At 67.2% G+C, this 20838-nt stretch carries 9 protein-coding genes and 2 pseudogenes; 6 read left to right on the top strand and 5 right to left on the bottom strand.

Annotated elements, in window-relative coordinates:
- Nucleotides 1-84: 84 nt before the first annotated feature.
- The 3 genes and pseudogenes from ACFYW3_RS35285 to ACFYW3_RS35275 all read left to right on the top strand — a co-directional run.
- A pseudogene (locus ACFYW3_RS35285) lies at nucleotides 85-185 on the top strand (IS5/IS1182 family transposase); the annotation flags it as partial.
- 368 nt (nucleotides 186-553) lie between these two features.
- Complete coding sequence (locus tag ACFYW3_RS35280) at nucleotides 554-1195, top strand: hypothetical protein (protein WP_389388505.1); 642 nt, start codon at nucleotides 554-556, stop codon at nucleotides 1193-1195.
- A 385-nt stretch (nucleotides 1196-1580) separates the two neighbouring features.
- A complete protein-coding gene (locus tag ACFYW3_RS35275) occupies nucleotides 1581-2513 on the top strand; it encodes a class I SAM-dependent methyltransferase (protein WP_389388504.1) in 933 nt (310 codons plus the stop codon).
- A 151-nt stretch (nucleotides 2514-2664) separates the two neighbouring features.
- On the opposite strand, the gene ACFYW3_RS35270 is transcribed toward ACFYW3_RS35275, so the two are convergent.
- The 3 genes and pseudogenes from ACFYW3_RS35270 to ACFYW3_RS35260 form a co-directional block, all read right to left on the bottom strand.
- Nucleotides 2665-3426: a hypothetical protein gene (locus ACFYW3_RS35270; protein WP_351759675.1), complete on the bottom strand. Its 762-nt coding sequence runs from the start codon at nucleotides 3424-3426 to the stop codon at nucleotides 2665-2667.
- 38 nt (nucleotides 3427-3464) lie between these two features.
- A complete protein-coding gene (locus ACFYW3_RS35265) occupies nucleotides 3465-4163 on the bottom strand; it encodes a helix-turn-helix transcriptional regulator (protein WP_389388503.1) in 699 nt (232 codons plus the stop codon).
- 346 nt (nucleotides 4164-4509) lie between these two features.
- Nucleotides 4510-4632 (bottom strand): annotated as a pseudogene (locus ACFYW3_RS35260) (transposase); the annotation flags it as partial.
- 1056 nt (nucleotides 4633-5688) lie between these two features.
- On the opposite strand from ACFYW3_RS35260, the gene ACFYW3_RS35255 reads away from it, so the two are divergent.
- The gene (locus ACFYW3_RS35255; protein ID WP_389388502.1) at nucleotides 5689-10407 is read left to right on the top strand and encodes an RICIN domain-containing protein; all 4719 of its coding nucleotides are present in this window, start codon (nucleotides 5689-5691) and stop codon (nucleotides 10405-10407) included.
- Between the two features lie 300 nt (nucleotides 10408-10707).
- Here ACFYW3_RS35255 and ACFYW3_RS35250 read toward each other — a convergent pair whose 3' ends face one another.
- Nucleotides 10708-10995 carry a hypothetical protein gene (locus tag ACFYW3_RS35250; protein ID WP_351759666.1) on the bottom strand — a complete coding sequence of 96 codons (288 nt, stop codon included), beginning with the start codon at nucleotides 10993-10995 and terminating at the stop codon, nucleotides 10708-10710.
- Between the two features lie 148 nt (nucleotides 10996-11143).
- Here ACFYW3_RS35250 and ACFYW3_RS35245 point away from each other — a divergent pair, with 148 nt between their 5' ends.
- The gene (locus tag ACFYW3_RS35245; protein WP_389388501.1) at nucleotides 11144-17998 is read left to right on the top strand and encodes a polymorphic toxin-type HINT domain-containing protein; all 6855 of its coding nucleotides are present in this window, start codon (nucleotides 11144-11146) and stop codon (nucleotides 17996-17998) included.
- Nucleotides 17999-18511: 513 nt separating this feature from the next.
- On the opposite strand, the gene ACFYW3_RS35240 is transcribed toward ACFYW3_RS35245, so the two are convergent.
- Complete coding sequence (locus ACFYW3_RS35240; protein ID WP_351759660.1) at nucleotides 18512-18667, bottom strand: hypothetical protein; 156 nt, start codon at nucleotides 18665-18667, stop codon at nucleotides 18512-18514.
- A 293-nt stretch (nucleotides 18668-18960) separates the two neighbouring features.
- Here ACFYW3_RS35240 and ACFYW3_RS35235 point away from each other — a divergent pair.
- A partial coding sequence (locus tag ACFYW3_RS35235; protein WP_389388500.1) for an FG-GAP-like repeat-containing protein occupies nucleotides 18961-20838 on the top strand: 1878 nt, incomplete at its 3' end.

Here is a 20838-nt window from a genome sequence, read left to right as displayed (position 1 = left end):
AACTCCCACAAGCCGTCCGGCACCATCCGCTGCACAAGCCCAGTCGTCACCACACCAGACTGCCGCAAGATCACACCAAACGAAATGGCGTCTTACCGGCGCACGATCGTGACGGTGCGTCAACTCGCCCCGCTGTTCGCGGTATCGAAGTCGGCGGCGGAATCATCGATCACCTGAGGCCGATGCCGGGGACGTCGAGCGGATCAGGAGTGGGTGCAGCGGGTCCAGGCTCGGCCGGCGATGACCGCCCAAGTGGAGACATGAGATGCGCGTGGGGTCTTCAGCCCCTACGGAGACGGTCCGGACTCTGCGGGCTTTCTCCGGCCGTGCGGGACGCGGTGGGGTCGGCCACGTTCGGGTTTTTCCTGCACGGCGACGCTCTGTGTGGCTACTGTCGCTACCAGTGAGACAGCGGGTGGGGTGGGTTTCGGCCCGGCACAGGAGAATTCCGCACCGTTCAGGGCGGCAAGACGGCCGACACCGCGACCCGGCACTCGCCCTGCCCAGGCCAAGCCGAAGGGCTTTCTCCGAGTGGACCCATGGGAGGGGACGGATGACTCCAGCACCGAGGTTCTGGTCGCTGCAAGCCGAGGCGTGGCGTCAGGCTTGGAGGAACCTCCGCGATGTGTGGGACGGGAGGTCGCGCGTAGGGTTCTGGGTTACCCTCGGCGCGGCCGTCGTTGTGATCGGCGCCCTGATCGGTGCTGCCAACTGGTGGGTGGCGAGAGACGCGATCGTCATCACTTCCCTGGAGGAAGGGAGCGCGGTGCCTCGCTGCCTGCCGTCGTTCGGCGGGAAGGGCCAATTGGCACAGGGCCATCAGCTGTGGGTCACGGTGCAGTTCCGCGACCGCAACGGTGACAGCCGTGCCCTCTTCACGCGTCGGGCTTTGATGAGCAACGGGAAGTGGCATGCGGAGAAGATCGATGTCGGTGGCGAGAGTCAGGCGCTGAGCGCGTACACGATCACCGCGGTCGATGTCGACCGAGCCACGGACAGCATGTTGCGCTCCACCGTGGTGGACATGTCCTTCAGCGACGCGGAAACGCAGGGCAAGGGACGGGACCTGTGGCGCCTTTCGTTTGAGGACTACCCATCCGGGGCGCGCCCCGTGGCTGACGTCACGGTGACCCGCGCGCAAGGTGACCAGGGCAGTTGCAACGAGCTCATCGACAAGGCACGCCAGAAGCGGTGAGATCAAGCCGTCGCCCTCAGCACGGTGGTGTCCGGGCCGGGCTTTCGGCGGACGGTGGGAATGCCGTCGACCCGTCGAGGCGGGGGCGCCACCCGAGCGGGGGAGTCGCCGCGCACCCCGACCACCAAGGGCCCGGAACCTCCCACGAGCCGAGCCGCCCACGGACGGAGACGGGCTCCACCCGACGCGGCGGCGGAGCCGGCGGGGCCACCCACCCCATGGCCGCCGACGAGTCCCGCCCCGGGCGGCGCGGGGCCGCCCGGTGTACCGACAGAGTGCGTCCGCGTGCCGCCGCACGGCCGACGGTCGTTCGCCGCGCCGTCACCTGGAACCCGCATCCTCGCCGGACAGACCGATCCACTTCGCTCCCGGGGATGTCCACTCCATGACCGCACCGCTTGCGCAGTCCGAAGAGCCGCCGAACCTGCCTGCGCCCGCGCGTTTGGACGAGGTGAAGGGATGGTTCTGGCCGGCCGATCAGATCCTCTTCGATTGGTTCCTGAGCCGCCAGAACGCCGACCCGTCGGGTGGCGGGGACCTCCTGGAACTCGGCGCCTATCTGGGCAAGAGCGCCATCTTCCTCGGCGGATACCTCAAGGAGGGAGAGGAGTTCACGGTCTGCGACCTCTTCGATTCCCCGGCCGAGGACGACAGCAACGACGACGAGATGCGACGCTCGTACGCCACCCTGACGCGCCGGGCGTTCGAGGCCAACTACCGGGCATTCCACGATGAGTTGCCCACGGTGGTGCAGGCGGTGACGGCGGTCCTCCCCGACCGTGTCCGGCCCGCCTCCTGTCGTTTCGTCCACGTGGACGCCTCGCACCTGTACGCGCACGTGCACGCGGACGTGGAGACCTCGCGGCTGCTGGCCGCCCCCGGAGCGGTCGTCGTCTTCGACGACTTCAGGGCGGAACACTGCCCGGGCGTCGCGGCGGCCGTCTGGGGAGCCGTGGACGCGCGGCGGTTGCACGTCCTGTGCATCACCCAGCACAAGATGTACGCGACGTGGGACCACCCCGACACGCTGCGCACGGAACTGGCCGTGTTCCTGGCGGGCCGCGAGGATCTGTGGCACGGGGTGGAGGAGGTTGCCGGCGCACCCCTGATCCGGATCACCGGCCGGAAGGCGGTCCCCCCGCCCCACCCCCGCTCCCGCCACGAGGCGGCGGACCCCGGCCCGGTCCCGGAGCCGGTTCCTGCCCCCGCGGCGGTACCGTCGCGGCGCACCCCGCCCCGGCGGGGCCCGCTGGCCCGCCGGCTGGCCAGAGATCTCCTTCCCCCGGTCCTGACCCGCACGGTGCGCCGCTGGCTGTAGGCACCGGGTGTCGTCATCGTCGCGGATCCAGGCAGGTTCTTGGGTGCGCCACCGGCAGGCGAACGTTTCGGCACCGTAGGCGTGGATGCCGACCCGACACACAGACGCGTCCGCCGATATCGCGTCCACCAGGTGGCGTGGGGCACGGGCTTCAGTACCGGAACGGACGAGCCCCCGTCAGGGACCACGCACGTGCGAACCGGCCGGAGCGCACTGTCAGGAGGTCGACGCCGCCGACAGAGGTACCGTCAGCCCTGGTTTCGGCCGTCCAGAGAAACGCTGCGTACCTTCGCGCGGGGTCGACGACGGGCTGCCGGTGGATCGTGATGGCGGGCAGGTCGTCGGCCTTGGCCTGTCGCTCGATCAGGTCGGCCAACTCGGAGGGGCCGTGCGCGTCACCACCCGGTCCGGCGCCCGAGAACAGGTCGAAGTCGTCCGTCACCACGTCAGCGGCCGGCTCGGCCCGGCCGTTGCGAAGTCGAACCCAGCGGTGGCACAGGTCCTCGATCGTGGCAGGGTCGGTCGGAGGGGCCGCATCGGGTTCTGGATCGGATCGCTCACAACGCCGCTCCGCCACGAACGTCCAGTTCTCCCGTATGCGGTCGTCCGCGAGAACGTTGACGTCGATGCCGGTCAGTACCTGACCGTCGGGCTTCCTCACATCCCACAGGTAGGCGAATCGGTCACCGGCGTCGACGAGTACTCGCGGGCTGAAGACGTTCACGTGGCGCGCGCGGTACCCGATGACGAACTGTTCCTGCTCGTGCGGGCCGACCACCGTGTCCAGACTGGCTCCGTGATCCGACCACTGCAGGCAATCGTCGGACATCAGGCCGTACGCCAGAGAGGGGTCCTCGTTCCACATGCGGCACCACGTGATCATGCGCTTCTCGTTGTCCATGGTGAACAGCATTGCGGCCCCTCGCGACACCGTCCTGTCGGTGTTTCAGGTCACAGAGCGAAGGGTTCGGCATCCAAGCGCTTCAACTCGGCCTTCCACTGCGGTTCCCGGGAGGCCACTCGTTCGTCCGACAGTTCCAACGAGGTGATCCGGTCGAGCTGGAAGCCGCGGACCGCCGACCGCACCCGGCACCACGCCGTCAGATACCAGCCACTGGGTCCCCACAGGAGGCCCAACGGCTCGACGTCGCGTGTTGTCGCCGCGCCGGCCCGGTCGGTGTAGGTGAGGTGCAGGACATGCCCGGAGACCACTGCCTCGACGATGATCTCGCTCAACTTGGCGCTCTGGCCGGGCGCGTGGTCCCCGACCCGGTACACCAGCCGCGCGAGCGCCTCCTCCCGCTGTCGCACGTCGGCGGGCAGCACTGCCAGCACCTTCTGACCGGCGCGGTGTGCGGCTGCCGCGAACGGCGTGGACGCCGCTGTGCGAAGTGCGACGCTGACGGCGAGGGCCTCAGTGGCGCTGAGGGTCACGGGCGGCAGCGTACGGTCCCGGTCCAGGCTGTATCCACCAGCCCGGCCGGAGTCACTGCGGATCGGCAGGCCCGACTGCCGCAACGCTTCGAGATCCCGCTCCAGTGTGCGCACGCTGACCTCGAACCGCCGTGCCAGCCACGGAGCACTGCGCGGCCGGGGCGCTATCGCTCGTAGCTCCTCGACCAGCGCATACAGGCGATCGGTGCGGTTCACTGCCTCAGCCTAACCGCCGCCACCGAGTCGAGCCGATCCCCGAGTCGAGCCGATAACCGGGTCGGTGCGGTCAACTGACCAGGCCGGAGACGACCGTCGCCTTGATTTCCACGGTCGCCGTGGACGCACCCGAGCTCGCCGACACCGGCACCCTGCGCGGCGACGTACGAGCCCTTCTCGTCGAGGCCTGGCGGGCTCGCTTCCAGAGCGGGTCGTCCAGCGTTTGCGGCCGGTGCCGGTGCCGGCACCTGCCGGGTGGAGGGGCATCACCGTGAGTCAGACGTACTGCGGGGTGGCGTTCTCGGAGGGAAAGTGGCCTCGGGCCCGGACGGCCCGGCGGATGCGCCTCAGTCGGGTCGGTGGAGACGGGCTTGAGGGCCTCGGCGATCTTGTCCCGGTTCCGGCGGCCCGCGTAGCGGAACGACGTCCGCAGCAGATGGACCACACAGGGCTGGACGACGGCTTGGGGCCGGGCCTCTCCGACCGCGGCGGAACGAGTTGGCGCATCGTCAGGTTCGTGGGACGGCTCAGCCACTGTGATCACATCAGTCACGCCAAGATCATCTCGTTGTGACCAGCAGTATTGGGAAATCGCCGGGGGCGATGAGATGGGTGTTGGCTTTGCGAGCACAAGACTTCGGGCAGTGAATTATGTGGCCCTTATCGGCCGACCTGGCCATAACCCGTGCGCCGTAGCGGCAGTTGCTCCACCTGAAATTCGACCAAGCGGAATGCGTTCGCACGGCCCTCCGCGTGGGATTCTCGTAAGGTGGCACCGAGTCACGCTCCGAGAAGCTGATAGTTTTGCCATGCTGCTTTGGTGGGATTGTCGGCGTCATGTCGCCTGTCCCGGGCGCAGCTTCGATTACGGCCATGGGAATTCACCGGTGCGGTGTGAGCTCCGCTCGGCGAGGGGCGGCGGCCACCTGCCTCCCGGCTTGCCAGGTCGATGCCTGCGGTCAGTTGCCCGAGGTCAGATGTCTGCGGTCAGTTGCCTGCGGTCAGATGCCAACACCCCAGGCTCCTCGCCGGTTCTCCCTCGCGACGTGGACCGCAATCCTCGCCCGGAATCCGGTGAGGCTCGGTCGCGAGCGTGCTCTGCCCGAGGTCGCCAGAAGTGGAACCGGAATGCAATCGTCGGGTGCCGGTTTCCTTCGTCCATGGAGTCGGATGTCGGTCCCCATTGCTCCTCGTCCATTTACGAGTCCCCGGCTGCACATCCAACGAGAAACCCCCTCGAGCCTCGATCGCACGGCGATCTACAGCGTGGGGGTTCACGCGCCAAAACGGCCAAATGTGGTGATCGGCCTGCCTGGGTCATTGACAATCCCGTCCCTGTGAGGGAACTGTGAGCCCGATCTTGCTCCATTTCCAGTTCACAGCGAGGACTTCCGCCTTGAGGAGAGCAGCTTCCCTTTTGTGGCTATCGAGGCCGGAGGCCTCGCCACACGAGCATGTCTTTCGGACATGGTTACGTCCGATTACCGGCGTCGCCGTACTGTCATTGGGCCTTGGATTCCTTGGGGTGCCGACCGCGGCCGCCGTCAGCGACCACCGGACCTTCGGGCCCGCCGACGAGAGCTGGCCCGCCTCACCACCCAAGACCCCGACGGCAGACGAAGCGGCGCTCGATACGGCACGAACCCAAGCCAAGAGCACGGGCAAGCCGATCGTCGTAGGCTTTCTGACCACGGCGACTTCACAGACCGTCGCCAACCCCGACGGTACGCTCAGCACCGACGCCTCGATCGCTCCGCAGCGAGTGCAGAAGGTCGACGGCGCCTGGCGAGCCATCGACGCCACCCTGCGCACCAACTCCGACGGCACGGTCACACCGACTGCCGTGCCGTCGAAGTTGGCGTTCTCCGGTGGCGGTGACGGGCCGATGGCAATCATGGTCACGGGCGACGGCAAGAAACTGGCCATCAAAGCGCCGTTCACGCTGCCCAAGCCCCAACTGGACGGCGACAGCGCCCTGTACAGGAACGTTCTGCCCGATGTCGATCTGGAACTGACCGCCACGACGCTCGGTGGCTGGCGTCAGGTTCTGGTGGTGCGCACCGCGCAGGCCGCGGCGAACCCCACTGTCAAGAAGCTGCATCTCGATGTGGTGGCCGACGGGTTGACGGTGAGTGCGGACACGGCGGGTAACCTCAGGGCCGCAGACGCCAACGGGAAAACCCGGTTCACCGCCCCCGACCCGGTGATGTGGGACTCCGCCGTGCGAGCCGCCTCCGAGAAGCCTCCGGCCGGCCTCCCCACCCAGGCCGTGTCCGCCGACGAGCCGACCAGGGGATCCACCTCGGATGGACCCGGGGCCGGGGCGACCGTCGCCAAGGTGGCCGCGAGCGTCGCCGAGGGCGGAATCGACTTGGTCCCCGATACCCGGGTGCTCGGTCAGGGCACCGGCCCCTGGTACATCGACCCGGGCTGGAACCCGTCAACGGACAGCAACGGCGTACAGGCTTGGGCCCAGGTCCAGGAGGGGTACCCGACCACCAACGAGTACAACGGAACGCAGTACGGCCAGGACGCGCCGGCGACTGGCTACTGCGGCTACATCACGAGCGCGCCCCCGTGCCAGGAGGGGCGCACCCGGGCCTACTTTCAGGTCGGCATCGAGAGTTTCCTGCGCAACCGGGCGGCGGTGGTGTTGGAAGCCCGGTTGAAGGCGACCATCATCGCCTCCTCCAGCCCGTCCACCCCGACACCTCTGAGCCTGTATGACACGGGTTCCATCAGCGATCCGACCAGCTGGAACCGGCAACCGTGCGGCGTGGATTCCGTCATGGCGGGCTGTCGTAACATCGGCAAGCTGTGGGTATCGGGTACCGGCGAGATCGACTACGGGGTCCGCGACACCATCCGGACGGCCGTAGCCAACGGCTGGCCCAACTTCACCTTCGGCTTTGCACCTGACGACGAGTACAACAAGTACTACCGCCAGCGCTTCAACTCCAAGAACGGCGAAGCCCCGCACCTCGTCATCACGTACGACATCAAGCCCACCGTGAGCAATCCCCGCACGGGGCCGGCGCCCGGATTCGCGAGTACCGACAGCTACGCCCCCTGCAGCCCGTTGGGCAGCCCCGGCTGGCTCGGCGCCAACACCGACACCGCACTCACCGTGAACGCCAACTCGCCCACCGGCGAGACCCTCAGCACCAAGTTCAAGCTCTGGGACAACGACAACGGCAACAGCACCTCGAACTTCTCCACCGGATGGGCATCCAGTGGCGACGTCACCATCAATGCCGGCAGCCTGGCCGACGGTCATCGCTACGGCTGGCAGGCACAGACCACGGACGACACGCTGACCAGTGACGTCACCAGCCCCTGCTTCTTCCAGGTCGATCGCACGCCGCCCACCGCCGCAGTGGTGTCCACGGACTTCCCGGCCGCGGGGACGCTCAACGCCAAACCGCTCAAGTACGCCGGGGAAGCCGGCACGATCACCCTCACCGGGACCGATCCCAGCCCCGTCGGCGGTGGCCGTTCCTCGGGGTTGGCCTGCGCCCGCTGGACCGCCGACCCGGTCAAGGCCGCCGCGACCGGCTGGAAGTGCACCGACACCTCGGCGGGCATCGTCAAGCTCACCAACGGCACGGCCGACATCAAGGTCACACCCGCGCAGTGGGGCACGAACTTCCTCTACCTACAGACGCAGGACGACGCGGGCAACCTGTCCCAGCCCGCCGCATACGGCTACTACGCACCGTCCAACCCGAACAATCCCACCAAGCCCGTCTTCGGCGACGTCAGCGGTGACAACTTCCCGGACGTCCTGCTGCCCGACTCGGCAGGCGATCTACGTCGGATCGGCGGCGGCACCGACCCCAACACCGCTCCCGGCGCACCCTTCAAGACGGCCGACGACACCGACCCCCGGGCCGCCTTCAAATCGTCGCCGTCCGGGAACGGCTGGACGAACACCCAGGTCACGCACCGGGGCAGTCTCGGCTACAAGAACGTCGATGATCTGATCGCCCACCAGCCCGGCGACGCCAGGCTCTACCTCTATCCCAACGACGCCAAGAGCGGACGGTTCGACGGCCAAGGCCGCGTCGTGGTGAGCAAGCCGACCAGTTGCGTCGCGTCGGACGGTTCCACCAGCCTGCCGTGTTCCGAGTACGGCTACGGATCCGACTGGTCGAAGGTCACCCAGATCGCGGCCTTCGGCGCCCTGAACGGCGACTCCGCCATCCAGGCCGGCTCCGGCCTGTACAACCTTCACCGCTCCAGCATGCTCTTCGTGGAGAACGGGCGGCTGTGGTTGGGCCAGGCGGGTTTTCCCGATCAGTTCGATCCCCGGGCGATCCTGCTCTCCGCCAATGACCAGAACTGGGACGGCTATGAGTTGATCACCCCGGGCCGCGCCAAGAAGACCGACCTCCCGACGTTGTGGGCCCGCTCGAAGTCCGACGGCACCATACGCGTCCTCCCGGTCAAGGGGACACCGCAGGCCCCCGATCTGAGCGGGTTCACGAACCCCGCCCAGGGCACTGCCCTGGCCACCATCGATCCCGCACGCTTCCCACGCGTCGGCTCCGACGGTGACCTCACCGGCGACGGCATCCCGGACCTGTGGGCCGTGGACACCAACCAGCGGCTCGCTTCCTGGAACGGCATCGGGCCCGCACTCACCGCGCAGAGCCCGCACCCCGATGTCACCGCCCTCGCCACGGCCATGACGCCCCAAGGCAACCTGCACAGGCCGACGGCGGCATGGTCACTGACCGGCCAGACCGCCGACGGCACCGTGGTCAGCGAGGTGGGTTCCTACCCCGCCTCCGCGTCCAACCTCAGCTGGCCGACGGGAATCATCGACGGACGCCGCGTCGACTACGCGGCCTTCAACGGCCCGCAGTCGACGCTCGTCACCAGTGCGTCGGTGATCGACACCCGCAAGAGTTTCACCATCAGTACCTGGGCGAAGGCCTCGGGCGCGGGTGGCGTGATCGTCAGCCAGGACAACACCAGCACCCAGCGCAGCGACTTCCTCCTCTACCCCGACCCCGACGGCAGCACCTGGCGCTTCGCCCTCACCAACCCGACGAAAGGTGCCTCCGGCTGGCAGTACGACAACACGGACGTCATCAACGCCCAAGCCCGTGTCAATCCCGACGTCTGGACGCGACTCACGGCCGTCTACGACGCGATCACAGGGAGGATGAGCCTCTACGCGAACGGCGTACTGGTCGGCTCCGGGCAACACAACAAGGCCAACAGCCCCGCACCGAGCGGGCCCCTCGTCTTCGGCCGCTACCAGGCCAAGGGCGCTCCCAATCCAATGGGCCAAGGCTTGTACGGAGGTGTCGGCAACCTCGCCGTCTACCCGTACGCGGCTTCCGTCACGGCCCCCGACGCGACCAGCCCCGTCACCGTCGCCAGCGCCGCCACCACGTGCATGGACACCGAGGACGGACAGGCCGCAGACAGCACCAAGATCCAGATCTACACCTGCAACCAGACCGCCGCGCAACAGTTCGGCCCGCGTGACGACGGAACCCTCCGAGTCCTGGGCAAGTGCGTCGAGGCCGCCAACAGCGGCACCGCCAACGGGACCCTCATCCAGCTCATGACCTGTAAGGGCACCCCCAACCAGCAGTGGCAGGCCCTCGCCGGCGGCGGCTACCTCAACCTCAACGCCCAGCGCTGCTTGGACCGTCCCAACAACGTCCTCACGAACAAGACCCAACTGCAGTTGTGGGACTGCCGCGACATCGACGCCCAGCGCTGGACCACCACCAGCCTCGGCACTGCGGCGCTGTCCGCCCCCACCCCTGTGCCCGACAACGGCAAGGCGCCCACGCTGCCTGCCGGCGGCCTGCTCCACAACGCCAACAGTCGTTCCTGTCTGGAGATCGACAACTCCGGCAAGGACAATGGAGCGGTGGCGCAGCAATGGGCCTGCCTGGGACAGGCCGGAGCCAAATGGAAATTCCGGGCCACCACCACCGAGGGCGTGTACGAGATCGTCAACGCCAACAGCGGAAAGTGCCTGGAGATCAGCAACTCCGGCTCCGAAAACGGTGCTCGCGCCCAGCAGTGGACCTGTGGGGGCATCGCGTCCCAACAATGGACCATCCAGTCCATCGGTACCACCGGCAATCTGAACATCACCAACGTCAATAGCGGCAAGACCCTGGAAATCGGAGACTCCAGCAAGGCGGATGGCGCCCCGGCCCAGCAGTGGTCGCACGCCCCCGACCCCAACCACCCGACCCAGAGCTGGTACCTGTAACCAGGAAGGTCGCACCTCTCGTTGAGGGGGTGGCGCCTCACGACGTGGCCGAGAGGGCCTGAATTCAACGCATCAGGCCCTCTCCGGCCGGAAACGTTCAGTCAGACGTGTTCGGCCGTCCGATGCCAGTGATCCATCAAATGACCGCAATCCTGGCCCGTCGCGTGAGATCCATCGGGTGGGAAAACGCAAGGAAATCCTGCCGGAACGGATCTCCCCTTGTTCAGGGGCGATCGGTCCTGAATCCGAAAGATCCGAACCTTTCTCATCTATTTCCCGTGGGGGGATTTTGTTGTCTCGTCAGGGCGGTTCGTTATCGCGCGTGCGCGCGAAGCGACCACGAATCGCGATGGTCGCCGTGCTCGCGGTGCTCATCTCGGGCCTGGGCTTGCCCGCGGCCGAAGCGGCGGCGAAGCCGCCGAAGGTGTGGGTACCACCGAAAACGGCGCTACCGCAGACCAAGCCGGTCAAGGGCTCGAACGCCAAACCTGCCGCCGCCAAAGCACCGGCCGGCAAGCCGTGGAAGCCGGACGCGAAGGCGAAGGCTCCGACCGGGTCGGCGACCGTCCCGTTCGCCTCGGCCGACACGTCACGAACTACCGCTGAAGCAGACCTCGTTCGAGCCGGTGAGTTACCGGTATGGCTTTCCGCGGGTACGGGCAAGGGCTCTTCGTCGAAGCCCTCCGAGCCCGCGACGTCCCCTTCCGGAACCAGCGGCGCTGAGGGTTCGCTGCGGGTGGAGGTGAAGGACGAGGCGAAAACGCGCGCGGCTGGTGTCGCGGGCGCGCTCGTCGCGCTCACCGACGCGCGGGGATCCGCGGCATCGGGCAAGGTACAAGTCGGATTCGACCTCTCCGCATGGTCGAAGACGACCGGTGCGAACTGGGGCGACCGCGCGCGGGTGGTGCGGCTGCCCGACTGCGCACTGACCAATCCGGGTGCGGCGGGCTGTACGACCCGTACTCCCGTCGCCTCGCACCGGGATGCCTCGGGCCGTCTGATCGTCGAGGTCGACGTCCCCAAGGCGACCGCGAACACTTCGAGTTCGCTGAAGTCCGCACCGCGTGCCCGGTCGGCGCCCGAGGCGGAGCCTCGGGTGCTGGCGCCCCAGGCCGTGGCCCTTGCGGTGGAGCCGGGCCCCTCGGGGGCGAGCGGTGACTTCACCGCCGCGCCGCTGCTGCCTTCCGCTTCCTGGCAGGCGGGCGCGAACGCCGCGAACTTCACCTACGGCTACACCGTCGAAGTCCCCTCCTCCATCGCCGGCCCCGGCCCGGAATTGGGCTTGGGCTACGACTCCTCGTCCATCGACGGCAGGACCGCGTCGACGAACGCCCAGGCGAGCGGTTTCGGCGAGGGCTGGGACTGGAGCCCGGGCGCGATCTCCCGGTCCTACAAGGGGTGCAAGGACGCGGGAATCGCGGAGTCGGGTGACGAATGCTGGGCGGGCGACATCCTGTCGTTGAGTCTGGCGGGTCACGCGGGTCAGATCGTCCGTGACGACGCGACGTGCCTGTACCACCTCCAGGGCGAGGACGGGACGAAGGTCGAGCGCCTGACCGGGCAGCGCAACACGGCGTGGAAGGGTGAGGGTTTCAAGGTCACCACGAGCGACGGAACCCAGTACTACTTCGGCTCCAACCGCCTGCCGGGCGGTGACGGTACGGACCCGGAGGCCAAGTCGGTCTCCACGGTCCCGGTGTACTTCAACAGCGGTCAGGACAAGTGCTTCGGCGCCTCCACACCGGCGAACGGCACTTGGCAGCAGCTGGGTTGGCAGTGGAACCTCGACTATGTCGTGGACCCGCACCAGAACCTCGTGTCCTACCGCTACGAGCAGGAGGACAACCACTACGGACGTGGCGGCGGTCAGAACAACGGCACCGGCACGTCCACGAAGTACCAGCGTGGTTCATACCCGACCTGGATCGGCTACGGTCAGCGCCTGCCCGAGCAGATCGCCGCGAAGGGCACGGCCACACCTGCCGCCCAGATCACGATCAAGAACGCCGAGCGCTGCGTCGCCGGTGGGGCGATCACCTGTGATCCGGCCCAGCGGGTCAAGGCGAACGCGAAGTCCTGGCCCGACACCCCGATCGACCAGGAATGCCAGGCCACCGGGCAGTGCCTGAACCTGTCGCCGACCTACTTCACCACGAAGAAGTTCACCAGGATCTACACCGAGGTGTGGTCCGGCACCGGGTGGATCGAGGTCGACGCCTACGACTTCACCCACTCCTTCCAGGACCCGGGTGACGGCACCTCCCCGTCCCTGTGGCTCGACAAGATCACGCGGACCGGTTCGAACGGCAAGACGGCGATCAAGATGCCCGCCGTCTCCTTCCAGGCGGTACAGATCCCCAACCGCGTGGATGGCACCGTCAAACGCCCGGACGGAACGAACGCCTCAGCCCCCGGCTACCGACGCCCGCGGATCCAGACGATCACCACCGAGACCGGTGGCCTGATCAACGTCGCCTACAAGGCGCCCGAGTGCTCGCGTCTGAAGGGAACCATGCCGTCCTCGGAGGACGGCAACACGATGGCCTGCATGCCGGTCAAGTGGTACCTGCCCGGCCAGTCCTACCCGGACCCCGTCAACGACTGGTTCAACAAGGTCGTCGTACAGTCGGTCACCCAGCAGGACATGGTGGCCGGCCAAGTCGCCACGGTCACCGACTACGAGTACGGCGGCGGCATCGCGTGGCACCGCAACGACTCGGAGTTCACCGACCCCAAGACGCGTACGTGGGACCAGTTCCGCGGCTTCGCCACGGTCACCACCCGTACGGGCAACGGCAACGCCACCGAGGCTCCCCGGACCAAGAGCGTCACCACCTACCTGCGTGGCATGGACGGTGACGTCCTCGCCAACGGCAGCAAGCGCAGCGTCACCGTCGCGGACGCGCAAGGCGGCAACATCAAGGACGAGGGGGTCCTCTCCGGCTTCGTCCGCCAGAACCAGACCTACGACCGTGACGGCGGTGTGGTCGTCTCCGACGAGGTCACCACCCCGTGGATCGGCCCGGTCACCGCGACCCGCGCCCAGGCCGGTGGAATGCCCGCGATCACGGCCCGCGCGTTGAACACCGGCAAGGTCGCCACGCGAGCGAAGCTCGCCAACGGCACCTGGCGCACGGCCGAGCGCTCGTCGACGTACGACAACACGCTCACCACCCGCCCGGTCCAGGTCGACGACCAGGGCGACGTCTCCCGCACGGACCAGCGTCTGTGCACCACCTTCGAGTACCCCACCGGCCCCGACGGCGCGGTCGCCGAAGTCGCCTCCCGCACGCTCGTCCTGTCCGGCGCGTGCGGGCAGACCCCGACCGCGGCGAACACGATCGGCGACACCCGCTCCTACTTCGACAACCTCGCCCACGGCAAGGTCGGCGTGACCGCCGACGGCACCGGCACCGAGATCCTCGAGAAGTACGACACGGCCGGCAAGCCCGTCTACCGCCTCAACTCCACTTCCACCTACGACGCCTACGGCCGCGTCACCAGCAACACCAACAAGGTCCGCACCGACGCCACCCACCCCGGCGGCGCCGTCACCACGACCGCGTACTCCCCGGCCACCGGCACCCTGCCGAACACGGTCACCCACACCAACCCGCTGGGCTGGAAGTCGGTCACCACCCTCGACCTCGGCCGCTCGCAGCCGCTCAAGACCACCGACGAGAACAACCACGTCGCCGAACGCGACTACGACGCCCTCGGCCGCGTCGTGGCCATCTGGCAACCGGGCCAGGAGCGGGCCCAATCCGCCTTGCCGGTGCGCAGGTTCTCGTACGCGATGAACGGCACGAACGCCCCGTCCTCCGTTCTGAGCCAGGCGCTCATGAACAACGACGGCTACACCTCCAGCTACTCCATCTACGACGGTCTCGGCCGGATTCGTCAGACCCAGGCCGACACCCCATCGGGCGTCGCCGGCAGGATGATCACGGACGCGCTGTTCGACTCGCACGGCTGGCAGGTCAAGACCAGCGCCGCCTACTACACGAACGACGGCTCGCCTTCCGCGGCGGTGTTCCTGCTCAACGGCGGGGTCCAGCCCGACAGCAAGATCCCGTCCCAGACCGTCCAGGTCTTCGACGGCCTCGGCCGCACGACGGCGTCGATCTTCCAGTCGTACGGCGTGGAGCAGTCCCGCTCCAAGACCGAGTACCCGGGCGCGGACGAGGTCCGCACCACCCCGCCGGCCGGCGGCTTCGCCTCGGCGACCGTGACCAACGGCCTCACCTCGGTGCTGCGCCAGTACAAGGCGAACACGCCCACCGGCGCCTACGACGAGACGACGTACGTCTCCAACACCCAGGGCCAGGAGCTGTCGCGGAAGGACTCCGCCGGTAACGAATGGACCTTCACCTACGACCTGCTCGGCCGTCAGGTGAAGACCACGGACCCGGACTCGGGTACCGCCACCACTGTCTACGACGACAGTCGGAACCTCACCACGACCACGGACGCCCGAGGGAAGAGCGCCACCACCCTCGCCGACCTCCTCGGCCGCACGGTCGCGACCTACGAGGGCACGGCCGTCGACCCGGCCAAGCAGGTCGGCGCGTTCACCTACGATGCCAAGGCCCTGGGCAAGCCCGACGCCACCACCCGCTACGTGGGCGGCACATCGGGCAGCGCCTACCGTACGGAAGTCACGGGCTACGACGGCGGCTACCGTCCGCGCGGCACCAAAGTCACCATCCCGGCGGCCGAGAAGCAACTGGCCGGCACCTACACCACGACACACACCTACGATGCCTACGGTCAGCTCCAGACGACCGACCTGCCCGACGTCCCCAAGGCCGGACTGGGCGTCGAAACCCTGAGCTTCGGAAACAACATCGCGGGCAGCTTCACCTCACTCGGTGGCAAGATCGGCTCCATCCGAACCCCGTACGTCGTGGACATGCGCTACGACCCTTACGGGCGGGCGATACGCACGACCGTCGGCGACACCGGTGCACAGGTCGTCGCGACGGTCGACTACGACGCCGGCACAGGCCGTCCGGTGCGTTCCATCCTGGACAAGCAGAACGCCCCGACCGCGAGCGTCGACGTCCTGGACTACACCTACGACCGGGCCGGTCAGCTCACCTCGATCGGTGACACCCAGGACGGCGCCACCCGTGACCTGCAGTGCTTCACGCACGATTACCTGGGCCGGCTGACCCAGGCCTGGACCGACACCGGTACCCAGACCACCGCCCCCCAGCCCAGCGTCCGCGGCATCGGCGGCTGCGCCAACAGCACCGGCCCCGCCGTCGACGGCACGGGCAAGCCCAGCGTGGGTGGCCCGGCTCCGTACTGGCAGCAATACACCTACGACAACCTCGGCAACCGCAAGAAGCTGGTCAAGAAGGACGTCACCGGCAAGGCGGCCAAGGACACGACGGTCACCCAGACCTTCGGTACCGGCCCCAACACCCCGTCCTCCGACCCGAAGACGGGCGGCGGCACGGGCGGCCCGCACGCACTGATGACCTCCACGGAAACCGGCACCGCGGGCACGAAGGTCACCTCCTACACCTACGACGCCGCCGGAAACACCGCCGCTGTCACCAGCACCCCGGGCACCAAGTCCTTGACCTGGAACGGCCAGGGCAAACTCGACAAGATCGTCGGTACCGGTGAGAGCGCCGGCACCAGCTACCTCTACGACACCGGCGGCAACCAACTCATCCGCCGCGACCCCACCAGCACGACCCTCAACATCGGCAGCGACCAGATCACCCTGGACACCGTCACCGGCAAGGTCTCCGACGTCCGCACCTACGCGGCCCCCGGCGGGCTCTCCATCACCCGAACCACCACCGCCGGCGCGTCCACGTTCACCTACCAGAGCTCCGACCACCACGGCACCGGCGGCGTCCAGTTCAATGCCGCGGACCTCACTCACATCCGTCGCCACGCCGACCCCTTCGGCAACGAACGCGGCACCCAGCCCGCCCCCGGCGTCTGGGCCGGAGACAAGGGCTTCGTCGGCGGCACCAAGGAGAAATCCACCGGCTTCACCCTCCTCGGAGCACGCGAATACGACCCCGCCACCGGGCGGTTCGTGAGCCCCGACCCGATCATCAACGCGGCCAACCCGCAGCAGTGGAACGCATACGCCTACTCCGAGAACAACCCGGTCAACAAGTCCGACGCGACGGGCTTGGAGAGCTGTTTCGGATTCGGGTTCTGCTCGGGCAGCAACGGTACTGACACAGGGTCCACGTACGACTCGGACTACGGCGACAAGCACGACTCCGGCGACAGCGGCCCATCAGACAAACCACTCAGGGAATCCACGAAGAAGGTCTCCGAGACCAAGGCCAAGCGCGACAAGCTCATCGACGAAGTCGTCGACGTCGTCGGCGACCTGATCGGCTACAACGACGCCCGCGACTGCTTCACCAAGGGCGACGTCATGGCCTGCATCAATACGGCCCTCAACTTCGTCCCCTGGGGCAAGCTCTTCAAGGCCGTGAAGGTCGGCATCAAGGCCTTCCAGATCTACAAACGCCTCAACAAGGCCTACGACGCGATCCACGAAGCAGAACGCGGCGCAGCCAAGGCCGCCGAGGCCTACAGCACAGCCAAAAAGGCGTTCAAGGAGGCCCGGGACGCGGAGGCCAAGGCAGCGAAGGCGGGAGCGGAGAAGGCCGGCAAGGAAACGGCGAGCGACGCGGCCGGCACAGAAACTCACGCGGTCGGCGAAAAAGCCGATGCCGAAGTCGGCGCCGGCAGATCCGAGTCCTCCGCCGCAGACGCCTGCGCGAGGACAAACAGCTTCCCCACCGGCACCGAAGTCCACATGGCCGATGGCACCGCCAAGGCCATCCAGGACATCCGCGTCGGCGACATCGTCATGGCCACCGACCCTCAGACGGGCGAAACCCGTCCGAAGAAGGTCACTGCCACCATCACCACCCCCGACGACAAGGAATTCACCGACCTCACCCTCACTGACGACGCGGCCCCCCGCGGCCCGCCGGAACAGATCACGTCCACCCGTCACCACCCCTACTGGAGCGAAACCCGCCACCAGTGGACCGATGCGGGCGACCTCACCCCCGGCGAACAACTCCGCCGGCCCGACGGCGCCACCCTCACGGTCAAGACCACGCGCAACTACCCCTACGCCGTCACCACGCACAACCTCACCGTCGACGACTTCCATACGTACTATGTGCTCGCGGGCGCCACTCCCGTCCTCGTTCACAACTGTGGTGATGTAGAGCCGGCACTTCAGAACAAAAATACGGCAGGCTCTGGCCCGAAGCTTCCCATGACGATGGACTGCGTTTGTCAGATCGCCAAAAAGTATGGGATTGACATTTCGAACATCAAGGTGAAGATCGACAAGAGTCGCATGGGGTACTACGGATCAACTTCCCCCGACAGTGTCATCACTCTGACGCGAAGCGCCTTCCGCAATGAGGAGCAGCTGGCGCGAACACTCGCGCATGAGCGCTTTCATGTTGATCAAATCAGGTCTGGAATGGGTTACCCGAACGACTATAATTCTGGAAATGCATGGGAGACGGCTGCTCAAGGCTTCGAAGACCATTGGTGGGAAACAATCGGGAGTGGGTTGAGGTGAACATGGGATCGGAGCTGTCGAGCTGGGTTCACGAGTACGAGCAGGCGTACATGCATCCTGATGTGGTGCCGTCTCGCAGTTGCCCGAGTTGCGGGATGAAGGAGCTCCGGTTGATCTTCATCGTCGACGGCATGGGAGCCGAGTCGGGGGTGTCGGTATTCTGGTGCAATTCCTGCCTTAGTGGCTTGGTGCCAAATCGTGCAGCGCTGCCCGCTTTGGGGAGCAGGGTCCTGAAAGGGGCCGAGGAGGTTCCCAATTTTCGGCTGGTAGTCGACTCTGCTGTCGATTAGCCCTCCCGGCTGCATGCTGAGGTGGATTGAACTGGGCTATTCCCTCGGGGGTGCGGATATCCCGCGCTTCTCGTAGCCCAGTTGGCCGGTCCTTACGGTTCGCTGATTCGAGTCGGCGTGATCTGGCTGCATGGAACTGGTGGTCGATTTCACTCGGCTGCGCGATCAATGGCCCCCTCCACAACTCTGTTGCGGAGGGGGCCATTGATGTTTGACGGCAATATCAGCGGACGGCTGCCGTGGCGGGTGGGTCGTCGCGGTCGACGACGAGGTCGATGCCGTGTTCCAGCCACAGGGGGCCGGTCGAGTGCTGTAGGTCGTGGAAATGGATGCGGCGCAGTCCTGCGCGTCTGAGGAATGCCGCGAAACGGCGGGTCATGTTGGCCGCTCTCAAGGGCCACCCCGTGTGGACGCTTGCGGCCCAGGCCTCTTCCGGTCAGCGATCTTGTCTTCCGTGGCCGCCGGAGAGCGGACAGAGTTGGTTTCGCCACCGCACGGAACACCGGGTGGCACATCGGATCGCGTGACCGCTGTTCCTGCAGGGCAGCCGTCGACGACCGCTCCGATGTGTGATCGGCCGCTGCCGCTGCCGCTGCCGCTGCCGCTGCCGCTGCACCGCCGGCCTCACACGCCTCACGAATTCTCTCGGCTATCACCTTTTGGGGGACTACCATGCCTGCGAACAAGACAGCGATCCGCACAGCCTCGCTTTTGCTGGTCACGGCGATCGCGTCGGTCAGCCTCGTGACGGGAACGGCGCACGCCGACTCCATCCAGTCCAACTGGCAGGACGCGACCTGGACCGGAACCCTGGGCAAGGGCGCCGCCCCGGGTGGACAGGTGAGCCGCCAGCAGGCGGTCGACCGGGCGAAGGACTGGGCGGCCAACGCGGTTCCCTACAGCAGGAACGGTCTGAATTCGCCGTACAGCTGGTACTCGGACGCGGCGACGGGCGGCCGTTACCGACAGGACTGCTCGGGCCTGATCTCGATGGCCTGGCAACTGCCCGAGAGCCGTAACACCTGGTCCCTGCGCGACGTGTCGACGCAGATCAGCCGCTCCGAGCTGAAGCCTGGTGACGCGCTCAACAACACCGACACGCACGTGATTCTCTTCGCGGGGTGGAAGGACCAGGCGGCCGGCACGTTCTACTTCTACTCCGAGAGCGGCCGCAGCGTGCCCACCCAGCGCTACGTGGGCGACTTCAACGCCAGAATGCTGTCGGGCCACCCGACGAGCGGATACAAGGCCTACCGATACGACAAGATCGTCGATGGCTCCGTCACCCCCGAACCGGGCGGCAACCAGCCGAACGCGACCCCCGCCGTTGCCTCCGTCACCGGCCCCGCCAGCACCGCGATCGTCACCGGCGAGATCGCGCTGACCGCCTCGGTGTCCGAAACCGTGGGAACCCCCACCGGCGCGGAGTTCTTCGTCGATGGTGAATCCGTCGGCAATGTCGATGCCTCCACCACCAGCTACGCGGTGTCCGTGGACACCGCCGAGCTGTCCGACGGCCCCCACACCATCACGGTCCGGGCGAAGAACGCCGCAGGCCAGGTCGGTCAAGCCTCCGCCGCCCGGGGATTCTTCGTCGCCAACAAGGCGGTCCCTGCCACGACGACCGGTGACTTCGACGGCGACGGCAAGGATGACATCGCCGTCCTCTACAACAACGGCCAGAACGCCGCCGGGAAGAACATCACCGCGTTGTGGAAGTTCACCAGCAACGGAAACGGCTTCAACGCCCCGGTGAAGGCCTGGGACAACGACAACGCGAGCACCGGCTCCTGGAACGCCGACCGCAGCAAGCTGACCGTCGGCGACTTCAACGGCGACGGCAAGGCCGACGTGGGCGTGCTCTACAACAACGGCCAGAACACCACCGGGAAGAACATCACCGCGTTGTGGACGTTCACCAGCAACGGCAACGGCTTCAACGCCCCGGTGAAGGCCTGGGACAACGACGACGCGACCACCGGTTCGTGGAACTGGGAGCGCAGCAAGCCGGTCGCCGGGGACTTCAACGGTGACGGCAAGGCCGACGTCGGCGTCCTCTACAACGAGGGGCAGGATGCCGGCGGCGTGAACCGCACCGCCTTCCACATCCTCTACGCCTTCGACGGCGGCATCCACGGGCCCAAGCGGGCCTGGGACAACGACGACAAGACCACCGGTTCGTGGAACTGGGAGCGCAGCAAGCCGGTCGCCGGGGACTTCAACGGTGACGGCAAGGCCGACCTCGGCGTCTTCTACAACGAGGGCGAGGACGCGAAGGGCATGAACCACTCCGCCTTCCACATCGGCTACGGCCGCACCGACGGCATCGCCGCTCCCAAGCGGGCCTGGGACAACAACGACACCACCACCGGTTCGTGGAGCTGGGAGCGCAGCAAGGCGGTCGCGGGCGACTTCAACGGTGACGGCAAGGCCGACCTCGGCGTCTTCTACGACGAGGGCGAGGACGCGAAGGGCATGAACCACTCCGCCTTCCACATCGGCTACGGCCGCACCGACGGCATCGCCGCTCCCAAGCGGGCCTGGGACAAC

The sequence above is a fragment of the Streptomyces sp. NPDC002602 genome, assembly GCF_042889445.1.
In the GTDB taxonomy this organism is placed as follows: domain Bacteria; phylum Actinomycetota; class Actinomycetes; order Streptomycetales; family Streptomycetaceae; genus Streptomyces.
This window is presented reverse-complemented; position numbering and strand designations above follow the sequence as displayed.

What these genes read in the sequence shown, in the direction of transcription:
- ACFYW3_RS35280 (WP_389388505.1), top strand. Translation starts at nt 554, where the DNA reads ATGACTCCAGCACCGAGGTTCTGGTCGCTGCAAGCCGAGGCGTGGCGT.
- ACFYW3_RS35275 (WP_389388504.1), top strand. Translation starts at nt 1,581, where the DNA reads ATGACCGCACCGCTTGCGCAGTCCGAAGAGCCGCCGAACCTGCCTGCG.
- ACFYW3_RS35270 (WP_351759675.1), bottom strand. Translation starts at nt 3,426, where the DNA reads ATGCTGTTCACCATGGACAACGAGAAGCGCATGATCACGTGGTGCCGC.
- ACFYW3_RS35240 (WP_351759660.1), bottom strand. Translation starts at nt 18,667, where the DNA reads ATGACCCGCCGTTTCGCGGCATTCCTCAGACGCGCAGGACTGCGCCGC.